18 protein-coding genes are annotated in these 23,025 nt (G+C 63.4%); 7 read left to right on the top strand and 11 right to left on the bottom strand.

The genetic code is table 11. The features are described from left to right. The first annotated feature begins 94 nt into the window (after positions 1-94). The 4 genes from SAZ10_RS10990 to SAZ10_RS10975 are packed head-to-tail and all read left to right on the top strand — an operon-like array spanning position 95 to position 6,940. Entirely contained in the window at positions 95-1,105 is a 1,011-nt protein-coding gene (locus SAZ10_RS10990) for a MoxR family ATPase (RefSeq protein WP_318609254.1), read from the top strand. Further along, positions 1,105-2,019: a DUF58 domain-containing protein gene (locus SAZ10_RS10985; RefSeq protein ID WP_318609253.1), complete on the top strand. Its 915-nt coding sequence runs from the start codon at positions 1,105-1,107 to the stop codon at positions 2,017-2,019. The genes SAZ10_RS10990 and SAZ10_RS10985 overlap by 1 nt, the downstream gene beginning before the upstream one ends. Beyond that, positions 2,020-4,872 carry a DUF4159 domain-containing protein gene (locus tag SAZ10_RS10980; protein WP_318609252.1) on the top strand — a complete coding sequence of 951 codons (2,853 nt, stop codon included), beginning with the start codon at positions 2,020-2,022 and terminating at the stop codon, positions 4,870-4,872. A 1-nt stretch (position 4,873) separates the two neighbouring features. Then, complete coding sequence (locus tag SAZ10_RS10975; protein WP_318609251.1) at positions 4,874-6,940, top strand: hypothetical protein; 2,067 nt, start codon at positions 4,874-4,876, stop codon at positions 6,938-6,940. Between the two features lie 68 nt (positions 6,941-7,008). Here the strand turns inward: SAZ10_RS10975 and SAZ10_RS10970 are convergent, their stop codons facing one another. Continuing rightward, entirely contained in the window at positions 7,009-7,593 is a 585-nt protein-coding gene (locus tag SAZ10_RS10970; RefSeq protein WP_318609250.1) for an N-acetyltransferase, read from the bottom strand. A 262-nt stretch (positions 7,594-7,855) separates the two neighbouring features. Here SAZ10_RS10970 and SAZ10_RS10965 point away from each other — a divergent pair, with 262 nt between their 5' ends. Continuing rightward, on the top strand, positions 7,856-8,845 hold the full coding sequence (locus SAZ10_RS10965) for a glutathione S-transferase family protein (protein ID WP_318609249.1): 990 nt from the start codon (positions 7,856-7,858) through the stop codon (positions 8,843-8,845). Positions 8,846-8,901: 56 nt separating this feature from the next. Here SAZ10_RS10965 and SAZ10_RS10960 read toward each other — a convergent pair whose 3' ends face one another. Further along, positions 8,902-9,402: an NUDIX domain-containing protein gene (locus SAZ10_RS10960; protein WP_318609248.1), complete on the bottom strand. Its 501-nt coding sequence runs from the start codon at positions 9,400-9,402 to the stop codon at positions 8,902-8,904. A gap of 53 nt (positions 9,403-9,455) precedes the next feature. On the opposite strand from SAZ10_RS10960, the gene SAZ10_RS10955 reads away from it, so the two are divergent. Then, the gene (locus SAZ10_RS10955) at positions 9,456-10,382 is read left to right on the top strand and encodes a metallophosphoesterase (protein ID WP_318609633.1); all 927 of its coding nucleotides are present in this window, start codon (positions 9,456-9,458) and stop codon (positions 10,380-10,382) included. A gap of 67 nt (positions 10,383-10,449) precedes the next feature. On the opposite strand, the gene SAZ10_RS10950 is transcribed toward SAZ10_RS10955, so the two are convergent. The 7 genes from SAZ10_RS10950 to SAZ10_RS10920 all read right to left on the bottom strand — a co-directional run bounded on the left by SAZ10_RS10950 (position 10,450) and on the right by SAZ10_RS10920 (position 18,375). Then, the gene (locus SAZ10_RS10950) at positions 10,450-12,177 is read right to left on the bottom strand and encodes a hypothetical protein (protein ID WP_318609247.1); all 1,728 of its coding nucleotides are present in this window, start codon (positions 12,175-12,177) and stop codon (positions 10,450-10,452) included. Between the two features lie 181 nt (positions 12,178-12,358). Then, positions 12,359-14,059, bottom strand: a complete 1,701-nt coding sequence (gene leuA / locus SAZ10_RS10945; protein WP_412535197.1) for a 2-isopropylmalate synthase — start codon at positions 14,057-14,059, stop codon at positions 12,359-12,361. A gap of 424 nt (positions 14,060-14,483) precedes the next feature. After that, positions 14,484-15,767: an RNA polymerase sigma factor gene (locus SAZ10_RS10940; protein WP_318609246.1), complete on the bottom strand. Its 1,284-nt coding sequence runs from the start codon at positions 15,765-15,767 to the stop codon at positions 14,484-14,486. 54 nt (positions 15,768-15,821) lie between these two features. Continuing rightward, entirely contained in the window at positions 15,822-16,259 is a 438-nt protein-coding gene (locus SAZ10_RS10935; RefSeq protein ID WP_318609245.1) for a YciI family protein, read from the bottom strand. A 53-nt stretch (positions 16,260-16,312) separates the two neighbouring features. Beyond that, the gene (locus SAZ10_RS10930) at positions 16,313-16,726 is read right to left on the bottom strand and encodes a YciI family protein (protein WP_318609244.1); all 414 of its coding nucleotides are present in this window, start codon (positions 16,724-16,726) and stop codon (positions 16,313-16,315) included. A gap of 124 nt (positions 16,727-16,850) precedes the next feature. Beyond that, positions 16,851-17,936, bottom strand: coding sequence for an AbrB family transcriptional regulator (locus SAZ10_RS10925; protein ID WP_318609243.1), 1,086 nt, complete (start codon positions 17,934-17,936; stop codon positions 16,851-16,853). Positions 17,937-17,943: 7 nt separating this feature from the next. After that, entirely contained in the window at positions 17,944-18,375 is a 432-nt protein-coding gene (locus SAZ10_RS10920) for a DsrE family protein (RefSeq protein ID WP_318609242.1), read from the bottom strand. Positions 18,376-18,475: 100 nt separating this feature from the next. Here SAZ10_RS10920 and SAZ10_RS10915 point away from each other — a divergent pair, with 100 nt between their 5' ends. Continuing rightward, positions 18,476-19,552 carry a hypothetical protein gene (locus SAZ10_RS10915; RefSeq protein WP_318609241.1) on the top strand — a complete coding sequence of 359 codons (1,077 nt, stop codon included), beginning with the start codon at positions 18,476-18,478 and terminating at the stop codon, positions 19,550-19,552. Between the two features lie 106 nt (positions 19,553-19,658). Here SAZ10_RS10915 and SAZ10_RS10910 read toward each other — a convergent pair whose 3' ends face one another. Both SAZ10_RS10910 and SAZ10_RS10905 read right to left on the bottom strand, forming a co-directional pair. Beyond that, a complete protein-coding gene (locus tag SAZ10_RS10910; protein WP_318609240.1) occupies positions 19,659-20,588 on the bottom strand; it encodes a cation diffusion facilitator family transporter in 930 nt (309 codons plus the stop codon). Positions 20,589-20,646: 58 nt separating this feature from the next. After that, complete coding sequence (locus SAZ10_RS10905) at positions 20,647-22,836, bottom strand: anthranilate synthase (protein WP_318609239.1); 2,190 nt, start codon at positions 22,834-22,836, stop codon at positions 20,647-20,649. Positions 22,837-23,025: the final 189 nt, after the last annotated feature.

Here is a 23,025-nt window from a genome sequence, read left to right as displayed (position 1 = left end):
GCCTTATTTAATTTCGCAGGTGCAGCACCGCCAAGCTGCGAATTGCGGTACGGAACGCCAAGGCCGGCGTTCCCAACAGAAGGGACGATGCGGCATGAGCGTGGCAGTCATCAAGGAACCCCTGTTGAGCGAACGTGAAATGGTGGCCGAGGCCGAACGAGCCCTGGCCGACATCTCGAAAGTCCGCACAGGCGTCGGTCGCGTCATCTTCGGCCAGGAGAGCGTGATCGAGCGTACGCTTGTTGCGATCCTGGCCGGCGGACATTCGTTACTGGTGGGTGTGCCCGGGCTTGCCAAGACCAAGCTGGTCGAAACGCTCGGGGTTGTGCTCGGTCTCGACGGGCGGCGTATTCAGTTCACGCCCGACCTGATGCCGTCCGACATCCTCGGTTCAGAGGTACTGGAGCAGGACGACAGCGGTCGCAGATCCTTCCGCTTCATTCCCGGCCCGATCTTCGCGCAGCTTCTGATGGCCGACGAGATCAACCGCGCCAGCCCGCGCACGCAGTCGGCGCTCTTGCAATCCATGCAGGAGTATCACGTCACCGTCGCCGGCGAGCGTCACGACCTGCCTTCTCCCTTCCATGTGCTTGCGACCCAGAACCCGCTGGAGCAGGAAGGCACCTATCCGCTACCGGAAGCCCAGCTCGATCGCTTCCTGATGCAGATCGACGTGCCCTATCCGGAGCTCGATGCCGAGCGGCGCATCCTCCTTGAGACGACAGGCATAGATGATGCACGCGCCGAAAACGTGCTCACGGCCGAGCGGCTGAAAGAGATACAGATACTGATTCGCCGCATGCCGGTGCCCGAGACGGTGGTCGAGGCCATCCTCGCGCTGGTACGCTCGGCGCGCCCCGGCCAGGGCGGCGTAGAAACCGACAAGCATGTAGCCTGGGGCCCCGGCCCACGCGCCAGCCAGGCGCTGACGCTTTGCGCACGCGCCCGGGCGCTTTATGATGGCCGGCTTGCGCCGTCCATAGACGACATCAAGGCGCTGGCCGAACCGGTGCTGCAGCATCGGATGGCGCTGACCTTTGCGGCGCGCGCCGAGGGAATGACCGTGCGCGACGTCGTTGCGAGGCTGGTCAAGAAAGCGGGTTGATGGCACGCATCGGAGAGGCGACTGTACCGGTTGCCACCAGGGAGGCACTTGCAAGGGCGCGAATGCGCGCCGCACTTGTACCCGATCTGCTGATCGAGGCCCGCCGCGTCGTCAATACGGTGATTGCCGGCTGGCATGGCCGCAGGAAGCACGGCATCGGCGAGAATTTCTGGCAATTCCGGCCCTATGTCGAGGGAGAGGCGATCTCCCGTATCGACTGGCGGCGTTCGGCGCGCGACGACCACACCTACGTCCGCGACCGCGAATGGGAGGCCGCGCATACGGTCTGGCTGTGGGCCGACCCCTCGCCTTCGATGCTTTTCAAGTCGCGTGGCGCTTCCGTCTCGAAGGAATCTCGTGCCTTGGTGCTGATCCTCGCGCTCGCCGAGCTTCTATCGCGCGGCGGAGAGCGCATCGCCTGGCCGGGCCTCACCGATCCGTTCGCGGCAAGGAGCGGCTCCGAGCGTCTTGCCGCGCGGCTCGATCACGCCGGGGATCTGCCGACCAAGCCCGACCTGTCGATGATCCGCCGTTTCTCGGATATCGTGCTTGCCAGCGATTTCCTCGATCCGTTCGAGGAGACCATGTCATGGCTCGATGTGCTGGCGCGCCACGGAGTCCGCGCACATCTGATCGAGATCGCCGACCCAGTGGAAGAGACGTTCCCCTATGCCGGCCGCACCGAGTTCACCGACCCGGAGACCGGCGACAAATTGACCGCGGGCCGCGCAGAGACGTTCTCCGCCGACTACCGCAATGCCTATCTCGCCCGCAGGTCCGAGCTTGAATCATGGTGTAAGCGCCTGGGCTGGAGCTACACGGTCAACCATACCGACAGGCTCGCCTCAGAAGCGCTGGTTAGGGTGCATTTTGCGCTGAGCGGCGAAGGTGCCTTCAGGCATGGAGCTGCGTAGATGAGCTGGCTTCCGCTGAGTTTCGGTTTCCCAGCGGTTCTGTTTGGGCTGATCGCGCTGCCGGCGATCTGGTGGCTGCTACGCCTTACTCCGCCAAGGCCTCAGGCAGAGATTTTCCCGCCGTTGAAGATCCTGGCACGCGTGCTGAGGACTGAGGAGACGCCGCACCGGAGCCCCTGGTGGCTGACCCTGCTGCGCCTGGTCATGGCTGCACTGATCATTTTCGCCCTTGCCGAGCCGATCTACAATCCGCGCGAGGGCGTCACGGCAACTGGCTCGGCAGTCGCGCTGGTCATCGACAATGGCTGGGCGAGTGCAAAGGATTGGGACAAGCGTGTCGCCACCGCCGAGCGCCTGATCGCGGATGCCCGCGCCAAGAACGAGCCCGTGCTGATCGCCTTCACAGCGGAGAAGCCGAACGTCGACGTCGGCCCGTTCGACGCTCAGGCCGCGCTCGACCATCTGCGCGCTGCCAGGCCGCGCCCGGTGCCGGTAGACCGGCCGGCTGTCTTTGCGCGCGTGGCAGGGGCCCTCGGCGCCGTGCCGGGCGCTACCATCGCCGTGCTGTCGGATGGTTTGGCCGCCAAGGGTGACGAGGCTGCATTCAAGGAGCTGCTGTCGAAGAACCCGGCCAACCTCGTCTGGGCCACGTCTGACCGCCTCGGCATGGCTGGCCTCACCGCATCCGAGAACGACGCCGACGCTTTTGTGCTCACCGCAATCCGGGCGCCTGGAGACCCCGCCCCGCGTCAGGTGACTGCGGGGGCCTTCGACGACAAAGGCCGTCGCATCGCCGACGCGGCGATCAGCTTCGGACCCGGTCAGAACACGGGCAGCGGGCGCATGGCGGTGCCGTTCGAGCTCAGGAATGATTTTGCCTCGATTGCGATCGACGGTGAGAACCATGCCGGCGCCGTGCGCGTGCTCGACGAGAATTCGAAGCGCCGTCGGGTCGGGTTGCTGTCGCAAGCCGATTCCGACCAGGCACAGCCGCTGCTGTCGCCGCTCTACTATATCCGTCGGGCGCTCCAGCCTTTTGCCGATCTCACCGAGCCGGGTAATGCCGACCTCGCGATTTCGATTCCGCAGCTGATCGAGCAGAAGCCTGCGATGATCGTACTGGCTGACATAGGCACCATCCCCGACAGCGCCCGCGCCAAGCTGGTCGACTGGGTTCATAACGGAGGCACGCTGGTGCGTTTCGCCGGCTCGCGGCTCGCGGCTGCCGCCTATGACGAGGAGCTGCTGCCGGTACGCTTGCGGACCGGCGAACGCGCGCTCGGCGGCGCGCTCTCATGGACCGAGCCGCAGCCGGTGAGCGACTTCCCCGCGACCGGTCCGTTCGGCGACCTGACGCCGCCATCGGAGGTCACGGTGTCCCGCCAGGTGCTTGCCGAGCCGACCCCCGATATCGCCGAGCGCACCTGGGCCAATCTCGCAGACGGGACGCCGCTTGTTACCGGCGCGCGCCGTGGCAAGGGCACGGTGGTTCTATTTCACATCACCCCTGAGGCGACGTGGTCGAATTTGCCGATCTCCGGCAGCTTCGTCGAGATGCTGCGCCGCCTGGTCCAGCTCTCGCGCAACCAGGGCACGGCTGCCCCTAACGCCGAGGGCCAGCAGACAGCGCTCGCCCCGCATCGCATGATCGACGCCAGGGGAATCTTGGTGCCGCCGCCCCCCGAAGCAAGGCCGCTGATGCCGGGCGCCACCGCCATCACGATCGAGAACCCGCCCGGCCTCTACGGCACGGAGGAGGGTCTGCTCGCCCACAATCTTCTGCCGGCCGACGCTTCGTTTGTGCCGATAGCCAGGCCTGAGATCACGACGCCTGTCACCAACATACCCTACGCCTTCGATGATTCAGTTCCCTTCAAGGGACCGTTGGTGGGCTTGGCTCTGCTGCTTATGGCGCTCGACGCGCTCGCTGTCTTGTGGATGGGCGGCCAGCTCACACGCCGCGCGAAGCGAGCTCAACGCGCTGCGGCCGCCGTCGGCGTGGTTGGGTTCCTCACGGCAGGTTTGGCTTTGAGCGCCTTCATACCTGATGCCCATGCGCAGAACCCTGCCCCGGCAGCGGCCGGCAATGACGCGAAGCCGACCGATGTGCAAGCAATCGATGCGATTTCCAAGACCCGGCTCGCCTATGTTCTGACCGGCAACGGCGCCGTCGATTCGATCAGCCGCGCCGGGCTCGAGGGTCTGACGAAATTCCTGATCGACAAGACGGCTTTGGAGCCGGGGGACCCCTCCGGCGTCGACATCGCCACGGACGAGCTATCCTTCTATCCGCTCATCTATTGGCCGATCGACCCGAGTGCGGCGATGCCGACAGAAGACGCGATCGCCCGTGTCGATGCTTACATGAAGCAGGGCGGGACGGTGCTGTTCGACACGCGGGACCAGTATGCCTCGGCGATCGACGGAAGCCAGGTGACGCCAGCCACCGAGCGGCTGCGCGACATTCTCGCGCATCTCAACGTCCCGCCGCTGGAGCCGGTGCCCTCTGACCACGTGCTCACCAAGGCCTTCTATATCCTTCCCGAGTTCCCGGGCCGCTTCAACGGCAGCCCGCTGTGGGTCGAGGCTTCGGCTGAGGCAAGCAATACGGAAAACCGCCCGGTGCGCACGGGAGACGGCGTGAGCCCGATCATGATCACGGCGAATGACTTTGCAGGCGCCTGGGCAGTCGACGAGAATGGCAATGCGCTGTTGCCGACCGTGCCGTCGGACCCGATGCAGCGCATCTATGCCTACCGGGCCGGCGTCAACATCATGATGTACATGCTGACCGGCAACTACAAATCCGACCAGGTGCACGTGCCGATCCTGCTCGAACGACTGGGGCAGTAGCATGAATTGGTCGCTGTCTTTCGAACCGCTTCTGTCGTGGCCACTGATCGCGGCAGTTCTGGTTCCGGTCGCGTTGCTGGCGATCGCGGGCCTTCTGTTTCGCCAGCGCGGTGCGGTCTTCCGGCTCGCGGCGTTCGTCGCGTTGGCGCTCGCGCTGTTCAACCCCGTATTGCTCGACGAGGTGCGCGACCCGCTGAAGAGCGTCGTGGCGCTGGTCGTCGACCGTAGCCAGAGCCAAGACATAGGTGACCGGACACAGCAGACGAACGAGGCGGTGCAGGCCCTGAAGGATCGCCTGGCGCGCTTCAAGCAATTCGACGTTCGGGTCGTCGATGCCGGACAGGCGGGCGCTGCGGACGACCGGACCGAGACGCGTCTGTTCGGCGCCTTGCAAGGTGCCTTGCGAGACGTGCCGCCCTCACGCATCGGTGGCGCGATCATGGTGACCGACGGCCAAATCCACGACGTGCCCAAATCGGCAGCCGGCTTCAATGCGCCACTGCACGCGCTGATTACCGGCCATGAAGGCGAGAAGGACCGCCGCATCCGCTTCGAGCGCGCTCCGCGCTTCGGCATTGTCGGCAAGCCGCTCGACATGACTTATCGCGTGATCGGCGCCCAGGGCGAGACCGGCACGGTCAATGTGCGCGTCAGTGTGAACGGCCAGCCCGTTTCGACCGAGCAGGCCGAGATCGGCCGCGAGATGCCCCTTCATCTCAACATACCCAATGCCGGGCGCAACATCTTTGAGCTCTCGATCGATCATCTCGACGGCGAGCTGACCGATGTCAACAACCGCGCCATCGCTCTGGTCGACGGCATCCGGGAAAATTTGCGTGTCCTGCTGGTCTCCGGTGAGCCGCATGCCGGCGAGCGCACCTGGCGCAATCTGCTCAAATCCGACGCGTCGGTCGATCTTGTCCACTTCACGATCCTGCGCCCGCCGGAGAAACAGGACGGGACGCCGATCAACGAGCTGTCGCTGATTGCCTTCCCGACGCGCGAGCTGTTCGTCGAGAAGATCCACCAGTTCGACCTGATCATTTTCGACCGCTATCAGCACCGCGACGTGCTACCGATCCTCTATTACGACTACATCTCCGAATATGTGGAGAAGGGTGGCGCTCTTCTGATCGCTGCCGGCCCCGAATATGCCGGCGAGCAGTCGATCGCCAAGACGCCGCTGATCTCGGCCCTTCCAGCGATGCCGACCGGCGACATCATCGAAAAGGCGTACTATCCGCGCCTCACGGACCTGGGGAAACGCCATCCCGTTACGCGCGGCCTCGAGGGCGCGGCCAACGAGCCGCCGCACTGGAGCCGTTGGTTCCGAACCATCGGGGTCCAGAATCCCGAGGGAGAGGTCGTGATGAAAGGCGCTGACGATCGACCGCTGCTCCTGCTCAACCGCAAGGGCGAGGGCCGTGTCGGCATGCTTCTGTCCGACCAGGGCTGGCTGTGGGCGCGCGGCTACGAGGGCGGCGGCCCGCATGTGCAGCTCTATCGTCGTATTGCCCATTGGCTGATGAAGGAGCCGGAGCTCGAGGAAGAGCGGCTGACCGCCGATGGCCACGGCATGACGCTCGAAGTCCGCCGCCAGACGATGAGCGACGACCCCGGCCAGGCCCAAGTAATCACGCCATCCGGCAAAACCGTGACTGTCAAGCTGTCGCCGTCCGAGCCGGGCGTTTTCACAGGCACGCTGGAATCCCGCGAGATCGGCCTCTACCAGGTCGCCAATGGCGATCTCACCGCCCTTGCCGCGGTCGGTCCGATCAACGCACCGGAATTTGCCGACATGGTGTCGACGGAAGATATCGTGAAGCCGATAGCCGAAGCGACAGGCGGCAGCGCGCGGCGCCTCGAAAGCTCGATGGGGATGAGCGTCCCGTCGATCGTGCCGGTTCGTAGCGCCGCCGACGCTTCCGGCCGCGACTGGATCGGGCTGAAGACAACCAATGACAGCGTGCTGAAGTCGGTCTCGCGGGTGCCGCTGTTCGGCGGCTTCTTCGGACTTGGCCTGCTGCTCCTGGCGCTGGGCTCGATGTGGTATCGCGAGGGAAGATGACAGGGGGTTCTTCTCCCCGTTTACGGGGAGAAGATGCCGGCAGGCAGATGAGGGGCGGCACTAACCTGTCAAACTTCGGCGCTGCCCCTCATCCGGCCCTTCGGGCCACCTTCTCCCCGTAAACGGGGAGAAGGGATTGTCTGCTTGCTCACCCGATCCTCGTGGTCGGCCATCCCTTTCAGCTTCGCCAAGGCTCCCGGCTTCAGCTCGACGGCCAGGATGCGGTCGAGGTCGACCGGCCGCGGCATCGACAGCTGACCGCGCGGCACGCGGCCGAATCCCAGCGGCCCGTAATAGGGCTCATCGCCGACCAGAACGACTGCACCTGCGTCGGCCTGCTCAGCCGCCTCGATGGCAAAGCGCACCAGCCTCCTCCCGATGCCGAGGTTCTTGTAGTCCGGCCTCACGGCAAGCGGCCCGAGCAGCAGCGCCCTGCCCTCCCCCGCAGCGATGCGCGTCATGCGCACCGATGCGATCACCGCGCCTTGATAGACGGCAACGAAGGAGAGCGTGCGCTCATGCGGTCCGCCCTCGCGTATCTTGTAGGCGGCGCGTGCAAAGCGACCTGGCCCGAAGGCCTCTTCATTGATGTGCTCGATTTCGGGGTCGTGCGCCGGCTGTTCCGGCAGATATGCGACGTCGGCGATATTCATGGGTCTCTATGGATCCGGATGCGAGGAAATGGGTTGCCGAAATGGCGCGGCACGGCCGGTCAGCGCTGGTTCAAGCGCGGGAGCCCATTCGTCGTCGGTTGATCCGGGTCAGAGACATGCACGCTCCGCTAGCAGCAAAAACCGATGATCGCAATCGCGGATTTCGTCAAATCGAGCGGTCGGTTGACGATCCGTTCACGCCTGACCGTTTCCCGTTTGCGAACTTCTTGCCTAAATGCAGGCAAACATAAAGGAGTAGCCCATGGGTCTTCTGGTCGAAGGCAATTGGCAGGACAAATGGTACGCGACCTCCGATACGGGCGGCCGCTTCGTTCGGCAGGAGTCTCCGTTCCGCAACTGGGTTACCCCGGACGGGGCGCCTGGTCCGACCGGAAAGGGCGGATTCAAGGCTGAAGCCGGCCGCTATCACCTTTATGTCTCTTACGCCTGTCCCTGGGCGCATCGCACGCTGATTTTCCGTGCGCTGAAGCGGCTCACGAATGTCATATCGGTCTCGGTCGTCCATCATTTCATGGGCAAGGACGGCTGGACCTTTCGCACAGAGGACGGTGCTACTGGCGACACGCTCTACGGCCTACAGTTCCTGCATCAGATCTATACCAGGGCGGAACCTGCCTATTCCGGCCGTGTCACGGTACCAGTGCTGTGGGACCGGAAGCTGGAAACAATCGTCTCCAACGAATCGTCCGAGATAATCCGGATGCTGAACTCGGCCTTTGACGAGTGGGGTGATGCATCGCTCGATTTCTATCCGGAACGGCTTCGCGGCGAGATCGACCGCATCAACGCTCTGGTTTACCCATCGGTGAACAACGGCGTCTATCGTGCCGGCTTTGCAACGACGCAGGTCGCCTATGAGGAGGCTTTCCGCGAGCTGTTCGCCACGCTCGAGATGCTGGAAGAACGGCTTGCACGACAGCGCTATCTGGTCGGCGGCCGCATCACCGAAGCCGACTGGCGGCTCTTCACCACGCTGGTGCGCTTCGACCCGGTCTATGTCGGGCACTTCAAATGCAATCTGCGGCGGATCGCCGACTATCCGAACCTGTCGAACTATCTACGCGACCTTTATCAGGTGCCGGGAGTCGCAGAAACCGTCAACCTGCACCACATCAAGATGCATTATTACCGCAGCCATGCCACCGTGAACCCTACGCGCATCGTGCCGCTCGGGCCGGAGCTGGACTACTCGGCCCCGCACGACCGCGACAGGTTTGCGGAGACGGCGTAGCGCATCGGACCCGCAGCGGTTTTCGGAAGAACCGGATGCGTCGACAAAAGCCAGCGCTACCAATATGCGGAAGCTTTCGCCCCGTCGAACAACTCCGCGAGCCGCCGGCGCGTTGCAGGCGTGGTATCCTCTGGGAGCCGGTCGATCGGGAAGAACCGTGCTTCGGCGATCTCTCTGTCCCGCTTCTTCTCGGCCACTACACGGAAATGGCTGACCAGGTAGAACAGGACATGATCGCGCGGGCTGGATTGTCGATTGAAATGCACAGACCTCAGCACGGGCGGCGCTATGAGTGCGATGTCGCACTCTTCCCTGACCTCGCGTTCGAGCGCCGTTTCGGCCGTCTCGTCGCGCTCGACGCCGCCGCCCGGAAAATGCCAGCCAGGCACATAAGTGTGTCGGATCAGGAAGATCGCCTGCTTCGCCTGGTCATGAATCGCCGCTCTCACGCCAAGCGTCATTGGCCGGCGGATCAGGAATGCGGTATGGAAGAGCTTGGCGCGCAGGCCTGGCCAGCCCGTCTGCTTGAATGGTTTTTCGGGATCGGATGCGCTCATTTGCCCGGCAACCCGCGATGGAAAGGCTCCATCGCCTGTCCTACAACATAGCAATGTTCAGGCTTGCGCATCTCTCGGACATCCACCTCGGGCCGCTGCCGGATATAGAGTATCACCAGCTCGTCTCAAAGCGGGTGCTGGGTTACGTCAACTGGCAACGCAACCGCAGCCGCTTCCTGCACGATAGCGTCATCGAGGCGATCGTCACCGACATGAAAGCCGGCCAGCCTGATCATGTCGCCGTGACCGGCGATCTCGTCAATCTCGCGCTCGACCGCGAGATCGAGCTGGCGCGGCTCTGGCTCGAGACGCTCGGCGAACCGCACGACATTTCGGTGGTCCCAGGCAACCATGATGCCTATGTGCCAGGTGCGCTCGACCGCGTTTGCCGCGCCTGGGGTCCCTGGATGGGCAACGACGTCGAGATCCCCGTAGACCGCCATTCATTTCCCTATGTGCGCGTGCGCCGCAACGTCGCGCTGATCGGCGTGACTTCGGCCCGCGCCACGGCGCCCTTCATGGCGAATGGATTCTTCCGCTCGGGCCAGGCACATCGGCTGGCCGAAATTCTCGAGGCGACCAGCCGCCAAGCGCTTTTCCGCATCGTCATGATCCACCATCCGCCGGTGCGTGATGCAGTCTCACAAGCCAAGCGGCTGTTTGGCATCGACAATTTTCAACGCGTCATCCGCCGCCACGGCGCGGAACTGGTTCTGCACGGCCATTCGCATCTGCCGTCGCTGCATTGGATCGATGGCAAGCGGGACCCAGTACCGGTGGTGGGCGTCGCCGCGGCGGGCCAAAGCCCTGGCGGCAGGAAACCCGCCGCCCAATACAATCTGATCGAAATCGACGGCGAACCGGAACGCTGGCGTGTCAAGCTGAGCCGGCGCGGCCTGACCGGGCCCGCGGCGCCAATCGCCGAACTCGAGACGGTAGACCTCTATGCAACAGCCGCGCTCGAAAGCGCGGCAGGCTGATTGAGCACCGATACGGCACGATCGGGCAGGACCGCCTGGATGGATGGACGGTCGCCCGCCACCTTGATCAGCCGGCGCTGCCCACTCCTGCGCGCCGTAACGCCTCGATGAACCTGTCGATGAGGTCCGTCGGATAGTGCCGCTTGCGCAGATCGTGACCCGGATCGCTTGCAAAGCCGGGGAACGAATCCGCGATTTCGGCCGCCAGCTTGTCCGCGCGCCGCTCATCGCCGCGAGAATGCGCGGCGATGAGACGTGCGGCAAGATACTCCGGCCTCTTCCCTGTCTCGAGCACTCGAGCCGCTCGGGCGGCCTTGTCGAGATCGCCTACCATGAGCTCGGCAAGGAACAGGGTGAAGTCCCACCACGGCGGATGCACGCACAAAACGTCCGCTGCACGCTGCAGGATCTTCGCGCCATCGCTGTATTTGCCGAACTGAACCAGCGCATAGCCATAGGCAGCCGCCATGTTGATGTCGAAGGTGTTCAGCTCGTATGCCTTGCCGAGCCATCGGACCGCTTCGGCGCTCTCACCCCTCTGCGAATAGAGATAGCCCATCGTCCCATATGCATACGGCGTCGTCGGGCCGAGCTGCACCGCATGCCGCGCCAGCGTCAGCGACTCCTGATCGTCGACATCAGGCGGATAGACATATCCGTTCACCTTTGCCGAGGTGCGCAATGAAGCGACCGCGGCATATACAAGGGGAGATTGGGCCCGCGCCTCTATGAGCCTTTCAAAGCAGCGATAGGCAGCAAGATGACGGTGTTCCGTCCACTCGACATAATAGGCGCTGTTGAGGATGAGGCAGTTGACCAGGTCGGATTGCAACCCGTTTTGCTTGAGATAGCCGTAGATGGCCCCGTTCGCCGGCGCGACGGCGTTCACCACTCCGGTCACCTCCTTCTCGAGCGAATCCGAGATGGTCTGCATGATGGACAGTCTGCGGTTGATGAGCACTTTGCCGCTGCCCAGGCTTTGCAGCTCGAGCAGGATGTCCCCGCCGGGTGAGCTCGAAGCAACCGACAGCACAAAACCGTCTGGGTCCGACGGCAACGGCCCGTCCTTTTGCGAGTATTCGCCTCCGATGAGATCCAGCGTCTCAAAGCTCGCCAGCGCGGTCCGAAGAAGCCTGGCGACGCGCACGACAGCCGGATCATCGCCGTCCGTTACGATCCGGATCGTCGGCAGCGCTTCCGAAGGCGTCGGTTCCGCGGCCAGGGCGCCTTGTACAGACGCATTCGAGGCGAAAACGGCACCGGAGTTCTCACCATCGAGCATTGTGCGCTCTAGGACAACCAGCAGCAGCACGGCAATCACGATGAGCGCAGCCCACAGCAACCGGACCTGGCCAACCCCCACCGCACCTCTGGAACGGTCCGCCCGGGGCGGCTCTTCCGGAAAAGCCGGTCGGCTTGCCTCATTGGACTGTGCAGGGTCCGGCTCAGCCGTTTCGGGCGCGCTCGGCGAAACCGCCATTGTGCCATTGCCGGCCGACTTCTCGTAGGTCGGCACATAGCATCCGCGCGTCAGCACAATCCGCATCGGATCTTCGCGGCCTTCGCCCTCGTAATATTGAGAAAGCAGCTCGCGCAGCCGTCCCGCCTGCACGCGCACCACCGCATCTGTCGAAGAATCGAACTCCTGGTCCCTGCCGAATACGTCGACGGCGATCGTGTAGCCCTTCAGCCGCTCGGCTTCGCCGGCCTGCTCGCGCTCGACCAGGTAAGCAAGCAACGAGCGCGCACGCACGGACCGCTTGAACGTCTCACTGGACAGGACACGGTCAAGCACGTCTCGCACTGCGGGGGCAGCAGGCGGGTAGTATGTCACAGCGAACCCTTCGCTCCGGTGAAGGTTTCGCGGGAAATAATATAGTGTGCGACGCGCTGGGCAAGCGGTCGCTCTCCGAATATTAGTGCGCTATTGAATAATTTGCGTGGCGCCGTGTCCCTGGCGCCACGCTGACTTCGAATTACGGCAAGATGCGGTTGGCTGCCGACACGACGGCTTCCAGAGATGCCGCCACGATATTGGTGTTGATGCCGACGCCGAAAAGCCGGCCTTTCGGATGTTCGATCTCCACATAGCTGACCGCAGCGGCGTTGGAGCCGCGCTGCAGCGAATGCTCGGAGTAGTCGAGAACCGACATAGGTATCCCGATATGCCGCGACAATGCGTCGATAAACCCGTCGATCGGCCCGGTGCCAGTCCCGGAGATTGTCACCTCCTTGCCCTGGTCGAGGATGGTCGCCTCGACCACGCGACCACCTTTTTGCCTGGTATCGGGAAAGGTCTGGTGGTCAAGGAATTTCAGCCGCGCGCCCCGCTGCTCGATATAGACTTCCTCGAACCGGTCGTGGATCCGCTTGGAGGGAAGCTCCTTGCCTTCCGCGTCGGTGATCTGCTGGATGTCCTGGCTGAACTCGATCTGCAGGTTGCGTGGCAGGTGGAGTCCGTAGTCGGCCTGCATCACATAGGCGATGCCACCCTTTCCGGATTGCGAATTGATACGGATGATCGCCTCGTAGGACCGGCCGACATCTTGCGGGTCTATGGGCAGGTAAGGCACCTCCCATATAGGCGAATTGGCGACCTTGATCGCCTTCATACCCTTGTTGATGGCGTCCTGGTGTGAGCCGGAGAAGGCTGTATAGACCAGTTCGCCCACATAGGGATGCCGCTCAGGAATGCGCAGCTGGTTCGAATATTCGTAGACGTCCTTGATCCGGGTGATGTCGGAGCAGTCGAGCATCGGGTCGACGCCCTGCGTGTACATGTTGAGCGCCAGCGTGACGATATCGACATTGCCGGTGCGCTCGCCATTGCCGAACAGCGTGCCTTCGACGCGGTCCGCCCCGGCCATCAGGCCGAGCTCGGTGGTCGCAATGCCGGTGCCGCGGTCGTTGTGCGGATGCAGCGAAATGATGAGCTTGTCCCGGTTGTCGAGATTGCGGCACATCCACTCGATGCGGTCCGCGTAAACGTTGGGCGTGGACATCTCGACCGTCGACGGCAGGTTGACGATGAGCTTGTTTTCAGCGGTCGGCTGCACGATCTCGATGACCGCATTGCAGATCTCGAGCGCCACTTCCAGCTCGGTGCCGGGGAAGCTTTCCGGCGAATATTCGAAGCGGTAGCCTCCGCCGGCCTTGGCGGCCATGTCGGTGATCATTTTGGCCGCGTCGGTGGCGATCTGCTTGATGCCCGCAACATCCTTCTGGAATACGACGCGCCGCTGCAGCTCGCTGGTCGAGTTGTAGAAATGAACGATCGGGTTCTTCGCGCCCTTCAGCGCCTCGAAAGTACGGGTGATCAGTTCCGGACGGCATTGCACAAGGACTTGCAGCGACACGTCCGCGGGCACGTTGCCCTCCTCCACACACCAGCGCGCGAAATCGAAATCGGTCTGCGAGGCGGACGGAAAGCCTATCTCGATCTCCTTGAAGCCCATGTCGAGCAGGAGCTGGAACATGCGCGCCTTGCGGTCGTGCCCCATCGGGTCGATCAGCGCCTGGTTGCCGTCGCGCAGGTCGACCGAGCACCAGACCGGCGCCTTGTCGATCGTCTTGCTCGGCCAGGTCCGGTCGGGAAGATTCACCGTCGGGTAGGGTTGATATTTTCGGCTCGCGTCAGGCATTTGGCCTGCCGCGCGGATTTCGCTTCTCTCGTTCATCGTGTTTCCTCCGGCGACCGGCGGAGCCCTTCAGGCCCTGCGCTCGGCAACGCCGCTATCAGGAGTTCAGGCTATAAATTGTGACTGGCAAGGAGCATAGGCGTCAAATTCGATCGCCGGGTGCTCCTTCAGCGAGCCCGACGATCGCCGATAAGGCCGAGAAGAAGGGTGGCCGAAAGCGCGCGCAACGTCCCGCCGGTAGAGACGGCAAAGGTCGATTTCACGGCGTGCGTGCGCATTTGCATGGCGGCCTACATACAGGACAGGCCGAGACGAGGCAACCCTCGCGCGGCGGACCGCGCCACCTTGTCACTAAATCGTCATGACATATTACAGGGCCGGAGCATCGGGCAGTTCATCTCAACGGGATGGTGAGATAGTGATAGGCGCCCACGCCAAGCGCGTTGCTGATGGGGACCGGCAGCTATGAAGGGATTTCTGCGTTCCTCGCACATTCGCGGGCGCGGTCCAGCAGCAGGGCGCGTTCCCTCGCGTTGCGCGTCAATCCCGCGGCGCGCTCGAATTCGATCTGCGCCTCCCGATACCGACCGAGCTTCACCAGCAGGTCGCCGCGTATTCCAGGTAAAAGGTGATAATTCGCGAGCGCCGGCTCCACGACCAGCTGGTCGATAAGCTCGAGCCCCGCCTCGGGGCCAGCGGCGAAGGCGACGGCCACAGCGCGGTTCATCTCCACCACGGGCGAAGGCGTAGTCTCCGCAAGCTCATCATAAAGGGCCACTATGCGCCGCCAATCGGTTTCCTCCGGCGTCCGCGCTACCGCATGGCACGCGGTGATCGCGGCCTGCAGCGTGTATGGCCCGGGCAGCCGCCCGAGCGCTTCGGCTTTATTCTCTGCGCGGCCAAGCGCGGCAAGGCCGCGGCGGATGCGGGCCTGATCCCAACGGGCACGGTTCTGATCGAAGAGAAGCACCGGCTCCCCGGATGGCCCGATTCGAGCGGCGAATCGTGACGACTGTATTTCCATCAGAGCAACGAGGCCGTGCACCTCCGGCTCCTCGCCCGCGAGCCCGACGAGAATGCGGGCGAGCCGCAGCGCCTCGTCACAGAGCCGCGGTCGCATCCAGTCCTCGCCGGCGGTCGCTGCATAGCCTTCGTTGAAGATCAGATAGATGATCTCCAGGACCGAAGAGAGCCGCTGGCCCAGTTCCTCCTTGTGCGGCACCTCGAAGGGTACCCGTGCCTGTGCCAGCTTCCGCTTGGCACGCACGATGCGCTGCTGGATTGTGGGCTCCGCGGCAAGGAAAGCCCGAGCGATCTCGGCCGTCGTCAGGCCGCCGAGCAGACGCAGAGTGAGGGCCGCGCGCGCCTCCCGCTCAAGGATCGGATGGCATGCGATGAAGATGAGGCTGAGCAAATCATCGCCGACTACGTCGTCGAGAGCAGCATCCAGATCCTGGATGACGGCTTCCTGGCTCTCATGCCCGATCTCCTCCAGCTTGCGATCGAGCCGCTTCTTCCGTTGCAGCTGGTTAATGGCGAGATTTTTCGCAACCGCCATCAGCCAGGCGCCCGGTCGGTCAGGAATGCCGTTTGCCGGCCAGTGCTTGAGCGCGGCAATGAGCGCGTCCTGCGCAAGCTCCTCCGCAATGCCGACATCGCGCACGATGCGCGTCAGCCCGGCGATGAGCTTCGCCTGCTCTATCCTCCAGACCGCCTCGATGGCGCGATGTGTGTCGTCAGCCGTCACCGGCTGACGATCACTACATCTCTGTTGCGCAGGCGCAAGCCCGATGGGCCGGGACTATCGTTTTGCGGCATTCAGAGCCATCTGCTGGCGAGTCGCCTTCTCCTGCGTGACCTCTTCCGGTGCGAGCAGATCGTCCGGAAAGTCCGACGTCTCGAAAACAGGCCTGAGTTCGCACTCGCCCTTGCCCAGGATTTCCAGGAAGCGCGTCGTCCAGTGGACAGCCTCGTCCATCGAAGTCACCTCGAACAGTGCAAAGGAGGAGACCAGCTCCTTCGATTCCGTGAACGGCCCGTCGGTGATCGTCACTTTGCCACGATCAAGCTTGATGCGCTTGCCCGCCGCGCTCGGATGCAGCCCGTTTGTCGCGACCAGCACGCCGGCCTTGGCTGCCTCCTCCACGAAGTCTCCCATCCGAGCCATCAGCACGGGGTCGAACGGCGGCGGATTGGCGTCTGTTTCGGGGTCGGATTTGAGCATTCCAAGAATTTGCATCTTCAGATCTCCTGGCGCTTTGTTGGCGGCATGCGGCCGTTGTGGCGGATGGGTTACTTCCGTGTTGTGATCTCCATTTCCTGGAACCTGTTGGTCCATTCTTCCGAGCCGCCGAGATCCTGCAGCTCGTACAGCTGGCGCACTTCTATTTCGCCGTCATCGTTATGGGGATTCGGGAAGCGGCGAGCCCATTCGCGCGCCTCTTCCGGCGACTTCACGTCGATTACGGTGTAGCCTGCAACGAGTTCCTTCGCCTCGGTGAAAGGACCGTCGACAACGGTCTTCTTGCCGCCCGTCCATTTGATGCGCCAGCCCTTCGAGCTCGGCTGCAGCCCGTTGGCGTCGAGCAGAACGCCGGCCCGGGTCAGTTGCTCGTGATAATCGGCCATGGCGTCGAAGACGTCCTGCGGGGGCATGATGCCCTGTTCGGAGTGCTTGGTTGCCTTGACCAGGATGATGAACCGCATGTCATATCTCCTTTGTTCCGGAGCCGGGCGAAAACGCCGCTCCTATCCTCACGACAAGCGGCTTGTGGTCATATCGACATGTCCGGCAAAAAATTTTTCGGCCGCCCTTTGCCGCAATGCCTGTCTATCCGCCGAGGCTGCGCGCAAGCAGGCGAACGAGCGGCGGCCCGATGATCAGCACGATCAGGAAACGTGCCATCTGCAGCGCCATAATGAAGGACAGGTCCACGCGGTTGGAGGCGGCCGCGATGATGGCGACCGAATCCATCCCCCCTGGGCTCGTCGCCAGATAGGCCGTCAGAGGGTCGATGCCGAGCGCAAGGCTAAGGACGTAACCGAGCGCGGCGCAAAAAGCGATGAGCACCAGGATCGAGCCGATGATCTGCGGCAGGGCACGCGCGGCATGCAGTAGGATGGGGCGGGTGAAGTTGAGCCCTATCCACCACCCGATGACCATATAGCTCAGCCCGAGCAGCCACTGCGGCAGCTGCAGATTGATGTAGCCGCCGAGATGGAGTGCCGCGCCGAGGATCATCGGCCCGAGGAAGGTTCCACCCGGCAGCTTGATCGCGCGGCCGACCGCGCCACCGACCGCTGCGATCGCGATGGTGGCGCCGAAGGCCGGCCAGTCGATCGTCGGGAACCAGACGATCGGCGGGGCTGCGACGCCGGATGTATCCACCCAAAATTTGGCAATGAGGGCGGCGGCCAGCGAGACGAAGATGACGCGCAGATATTGCATGAAGGCGACCAGGCGAACATCTGCCCCGAACGCTTCCGCCATCAGCACCATGGCGTTCGCCGCTCCAGGGGTGGAGCCCCAGACCGCGGTGGTGCCGGGCAGCACCTTCCAGCGGCTCCCCATGTAGCCGAGCAGGCTGCTTGCGGCGAGCGTTGCGAGCACAACTACAAGGAACAGGGGCCAGTCGGACACGAAAGACCTGAAAATCTCCGGTTCGACCGCTTTCGCAATCAGGCAGCCGACGACCGCCTGCGCCGCGATGAAGGCGATGCGCGGCGGGCGCACCGTTGCGCCATTGACGCCTGCGGCGATGCCGGCAAGCATCGGCCCGACCAGCAGTGCGGCGGGCAGCTGCAAAAACTCGAGCAGTCCGGCGAGAACCGCCGAAAGCACGGCGAGCAGCATCCACTGGACAGCGCGGGGCAGGCGCGAGAGCGGTTCCGGTCGGGAGGGTACGGTCTGGTGCATGAAGTAGCTATGGCCTGAGGTAGGCGTAGCCTTCACCTTGCAGCTGGGCAAGCTTCACGACACCGCCGGCGTCGGCGGTGTGAAAACCGGCGAGGAGGTCGGCAAGCCCGATGTCCATGCCTTTCATGGTGTTGGCGCAGGCATGGGCGACCAGTCCTTCCTTCACGAGGCCGGCGAAGCGGCTCGAAATGGCGGCCGAAGCTCCCTCGATCTTGAAGGCGGCGAGCGCCGGGCCATGCACCACCAGCGCAATTTCGACAGCTCCGCCTGTGCCCTCATAGTGATTTTTGATGTTGCCCAGGACGAACGCGACCTTGTCGACATCGCTCAGGTGATAGGCGACCCTGGATTTGCTGGCGGACTGCGCGCGCGCCTCGGTGAGACCGAACCAGGCTCCCACCCCGGCGAACAATCCGCGAAAGACCTCCCGCCGCTTCATCTAAAGTTCTCCTCGATTGCACTTGGCGCGTAGCGTCGCCTTGACTGTGGCCTTTATCACGGAATTATGCCGTTTCATTGGGTGATCGCGGGAGGCGGGTATGATTTCACTCAGGAACTCGTTTCGGTTCGGGTTCGCGGCAGCTATGCTCGCATTTGCCGGGGCGACATTCGCTCAGGATGATCTTGCACGGCTCACCGAGCTCAGTCCCGATGGCGGCGATGCCTGCTTCGGCCGCGTCTATGACGCCAGGCACATGGCGGCGCATCCGAACCAGAAGGTGACGCGGATATTCTTCTTCTATGGTCGCGATCCGGTCAGCCGGCCGAACGAGGAGTCGCAAAACGGCGTCGCGGATGCCGGCTATAACGGCTTCATGACGACGACGCTGCGCGGTGCCGGCAAGCCGGACTGGGCCGGCGGATGGTGCCGCAAGGATAGTGAAAACGGTGCCATCTATTGCGGCATGGAATGCGATCGCTCCATGGCCACGCTGAAGCTCGACGCCAAGGGAAGGCTTGTCATGGACGGTGTCGACCGAGACATCTATCTCGATGGCGGTGCCGAAGAGGAGCTCGGTCCCGCGGAATTCGAGAAGCAGGCGCTCGGAACCGACGACAGCGGCTTCGTGCTCGACCGGTTGCCGGCCGACCAGTGCAGGAAGGAATTCGCCAGCATCGACCCGATCGATCCGGCGCTCGGGGAGCCTCTGCGCCAGCGGCTCAAGCCCGATCAGCCCTTCTGCTTCGGGCGCGACTATGCAGAAGCGCATCTGTCGTCGCATCCGGACCAGCTGACCCAAACGATCCGTGTGTCCCGTGGACCTGCTGAGATAGCTTCCATTGACGGCGGCAGTGCCGAGAACTGGCCAAGCGGCGCTGGGATCATGGTTTCCGTGACGACGCATAGCCGCTCGGACAAGGCCGTGCAGAACTATTCATGCGACGGCGAGGGCGACCAGTGGCGCTGTGTCGCGACGGCAAAGGAACGCGCCGCTTCCTGCGATCTCTCGGAGAAGGAGATTTATCTTCGCCGCGGTGTCAACGGCACCATGATGCTTGCCAATCCGAACAGCAGCATGCCGATCGGCGATATGTGCGCGACCTCCGGCAAGACCAAGTCGGACGACAAGGTGTTCCGGCTGGACCAGATGCCCCTCTCGGCGTGCGGGTTGTGATCTGCCCGGCCGGAGCGTTTTGCCATCCGCTTGACGCAGGCGCTGCCCCTCACCCTTGCCCTAAGGGTAAGGGTGAGGGGCAGCGCCAACCTAAAAACAGAAGCCGCTAAGCAAACGGCACGGACGCCGTGCCCTTGGGGAGCTTGGCCTCGTCGTCGGGCTCGACATGGATGATCACGCGCACCGACGGGATCTCTTTTTTCAGCGCCCCCTCGATACGGTCGCAGATCACGTGGCTTTCCGCGACGCTCATGTCGGATTGCACCACCAAGTGGAATTCGATGAACGTTGCCCGACCGGCCATCCTGGTCTTCAGGTCGTGCACCTCGATCGCGCCTTGCGCGTTCGACGAGATGATGTCGCGAATGCGGATCGTTTCATCCGGCTCGACGGCCCTGTCCATCAGCCCGTCCACCGATGAGCTGACGACCTTCCAGCCTTCCCACAATATGTTGAGCGCAACGAGCAGCGCTAGCAGCGGGTCGAGCACATGCCAACCGGTGGTCACTGCGCCGATCAGGCCAGCGATCACGCCCACCGAGGTCACGACATCCGCCATGATATGGCGTCCGTCGGCAACCAGCGCCGGCGACTTCTCGTTGGTCCCGACGCGGATCAGCAGAAGCGCCCACACGGCATTGATCGCGGCCGCGACCGCGTTGACGACGAGCCCGTTCCACGGTTGATCGAGCGCCGGCGGTGAAGCCCAGTGGCGCGCCACCTCCATCATGATCAGCACCGCAGCGACGCCGATCAAAACGCCCTCCAGCACCGCCGAGAAATATTCCGCCTTGTGATGGCCGAACGGGTGCTCAGGATCGGCCGGCTTGTGACTGACGCGGATTGCCCAGAAGGCGGCGCTTGCCGCGATCACATTGACGATCGACTCCAGCGCGTCCGAATAAAGCGCGACGGAGCCAGTCATTCTCCAGGCGACGAATTTCAGCCCCATCACCACGAATGCGATGATGATGGACCAGAAGGCGAGCGAAGCGACCTTTCGCTTCGCTGAAGATTTTGCATCTGCTGCGATCATTGGAACGATCGCGCCCTTTCGTACCCGATGCGGAGCATTGGTCTCGCCGAGACCACGTCTAAGCCGCCTTTTCCTTCGCTTTGCGAGGCATATGCGCGACCACGTTCTCGATCATGCGCATGCCAGCGTTCTGGCCGAGCGTCATGATCGATTCGGGATGGAATTGCACGGCCGCAATCGGCTCGTTGCGGTGTTCGAAAGCCATGATCACGCCATCTTCCGTCTCGGCCGTCACCGCGAACTCGTCAGGCAGCCTGACGGGATCGGCGAAGATCGAATGATAGCGGCCGACGGTGATTTCCTTCGGCAGGCCGGAGAAGATGATGCCGGGCTTCGAGACGCGGATGCGCGACGGCTTGCCATGCATCGGGATATGCAATTGCCGCAGTTCCCCGCCATAGGCCTCGGCCAGCGCCTGCAAGCCGAGGCAGACCCCGAAGATCGGCAGGTCGCGCTTGCGCGCCCGCTTGATCGTCGCTGCGCAATCGAAATCCTTCGGCAGGCCGGGTCCGGGCGACAGCACTACGAGGTCAGGCTTGAGCTCATCGAACACTTCGTCCGGCACCGGAGTGCGCACCGTCGCCACGTCAGCGCCGGTCTGCCTGAAATAATTGGCGAGCGTGTGCACGAAGGAGTCCTCGTGGTCGACAAGGAGAATTTTCACCCCTTCTCCGACACGCGAGGTCGAACGCTCGGTGCTGCCCGAATTGCCCGCGCGGGCGTCGCGGATGGCGGATAACATGGCTGAGGCCTTCAGTTCGGTTTCTGCTTCTTCCTCCTGAGGGTCGGAATCGTAGAGCAGAGTAGCGCCGGCGCGGACTTCTGCGATCCCGTCCTTTATGCGGATGGTCCTGAGGGTCAGCCCGGTATTGAGATCGCCGTTGAAATGGACCATGCCGATCGCCCCGCCATACCAGGCACGCGGCGATTTCTCATGGTTCTCGATGAAGCGCATGGCCCAGAGTTTCGGCGCGCCGGTCACCGTGACCGCCCAGGCGTGGGACAGGAACGCGTCGAATGCGTCCATGCCTTCGCGCAGCCTTCCCTCGATATGGTCGACCGTGTGGATCAAGCGCGAATACATCTCGATCTGCCGTCGGCCGATGACGCGCACTGAGCCCGGCTCGCAGACCCGGCTCTTGTCGTTGCGGTCGACATCCGAGCACATGGTGAGCTCGGACTCGTCCTTCTTCGAATTCAGGAGCTTGAGGATTTGTTCCGAATCCGAGATCGCGTCGTCGCCGCGCTTGATCGTCCCCGAGATCGGGCAGGTCTCGACACGCCGGCCGTTGACGCGCACGAACATTTCGGGCGAGGCGCCGATCAGATATTCCTCTTCGCCGAGATTGATGAAGAAGGAATAGGGCGACGGATTGATGTTCTTAAGCCGCCGGGAGATTTCCGACGGCGCGGTCTCGCAGCGCTCGTAGAACATCTGCCCGGGCACCACCTCGAACAGGTCGCCGCGGCGGAAGCTCTCCTTGGCCTTTTCAACCAGCCGCGCATATTCGCCGGGCTCATGGTCGCCCCGCGGCGGGATGCGGTCGGCAAGCCGGAACGGCTCCTCGATGCCCTCCCGCGGCACTCCTTCCGTCGAGAAGCCCGTGCCGGAATAGTCGTAGCGGTCCGTCCAAGCCTTTGCCGAATAGTGGTCGACGACGAGGATCTCGTCGGGAAGATAGAGCACCAGGTCGCGCTGGCTTTCGCTGCGCTCGAGCCTGTAGTCGACCGGATCGAACTGGAAGGCGAGGTCGTAACCGAAAGCGCCGTAAAGGCCGAGATTGGGATCCTGGTCCGACCTGAACAGCTGGACGATCGCCCTCAGTGCCGTGAAGACCGAAGGGACGCGCGAGCGCTCCTCCTCTGCGAAAACGCGGCCCGGCTCAGCCACCTTCAGCGCGAGGCGGCGCCTCGTGGTCTGGGTGACCGTGATGTCCTTCTCGGCCGAAACGCCGCGTGCGATCACAGGCAGCAGCGCCTCGCCGCGGGCGTTCAGCGCCTCGACCCGCATGGCCCGTCCACGCGCCGAAATCACGATGGGCGGATCGATGGTCGCGGTATCCCAGCGGGTATAGCGGCCCGGATATTCGTAGTTCGAGGAGAAAACCGCGCCGCGCCGGCTGTTCAGCCCGTCGACATAGGCCTCGATCGCCCCGTGATAGGGCCTGTCGCGGCGTTCTCGCGTGACGGCCACGCCGCCAGCCGTGACGAACCTTTCCGCTCCGTTTTCAAGCACTTCGACCGTCATTCCCGTCTCCATCACCCGCCGCGGGAAGGTCCGGAGGTCCGCCAATAAAACAAAAGGGCCGCCCGGACTTCTCCTGCGGCCACCTTTATTTTCACGCGCACGCGCTTCGAGAGGCCGCTGTCAGCTGGCCCACCACCAAACGGTCTTGATCGAAAGCGAATGCATGGTGGACTCCATAGCGGCGAACGG

The sequence above is a fragment of the Mesorhizobium sp. BAC0120 genome (assembly GCF_033542235.1).
Taxonomy (GTDB): Bacteria; Pseudomonadota; Alphaproteobacteria; order Rhizobiales; family Rhizobiaceae; genus JAWRCU01.
Note: the sequence above shows the minus strand (reverse complement) of the source record. Positions and strands in the feature narration are given on the sequence as shown.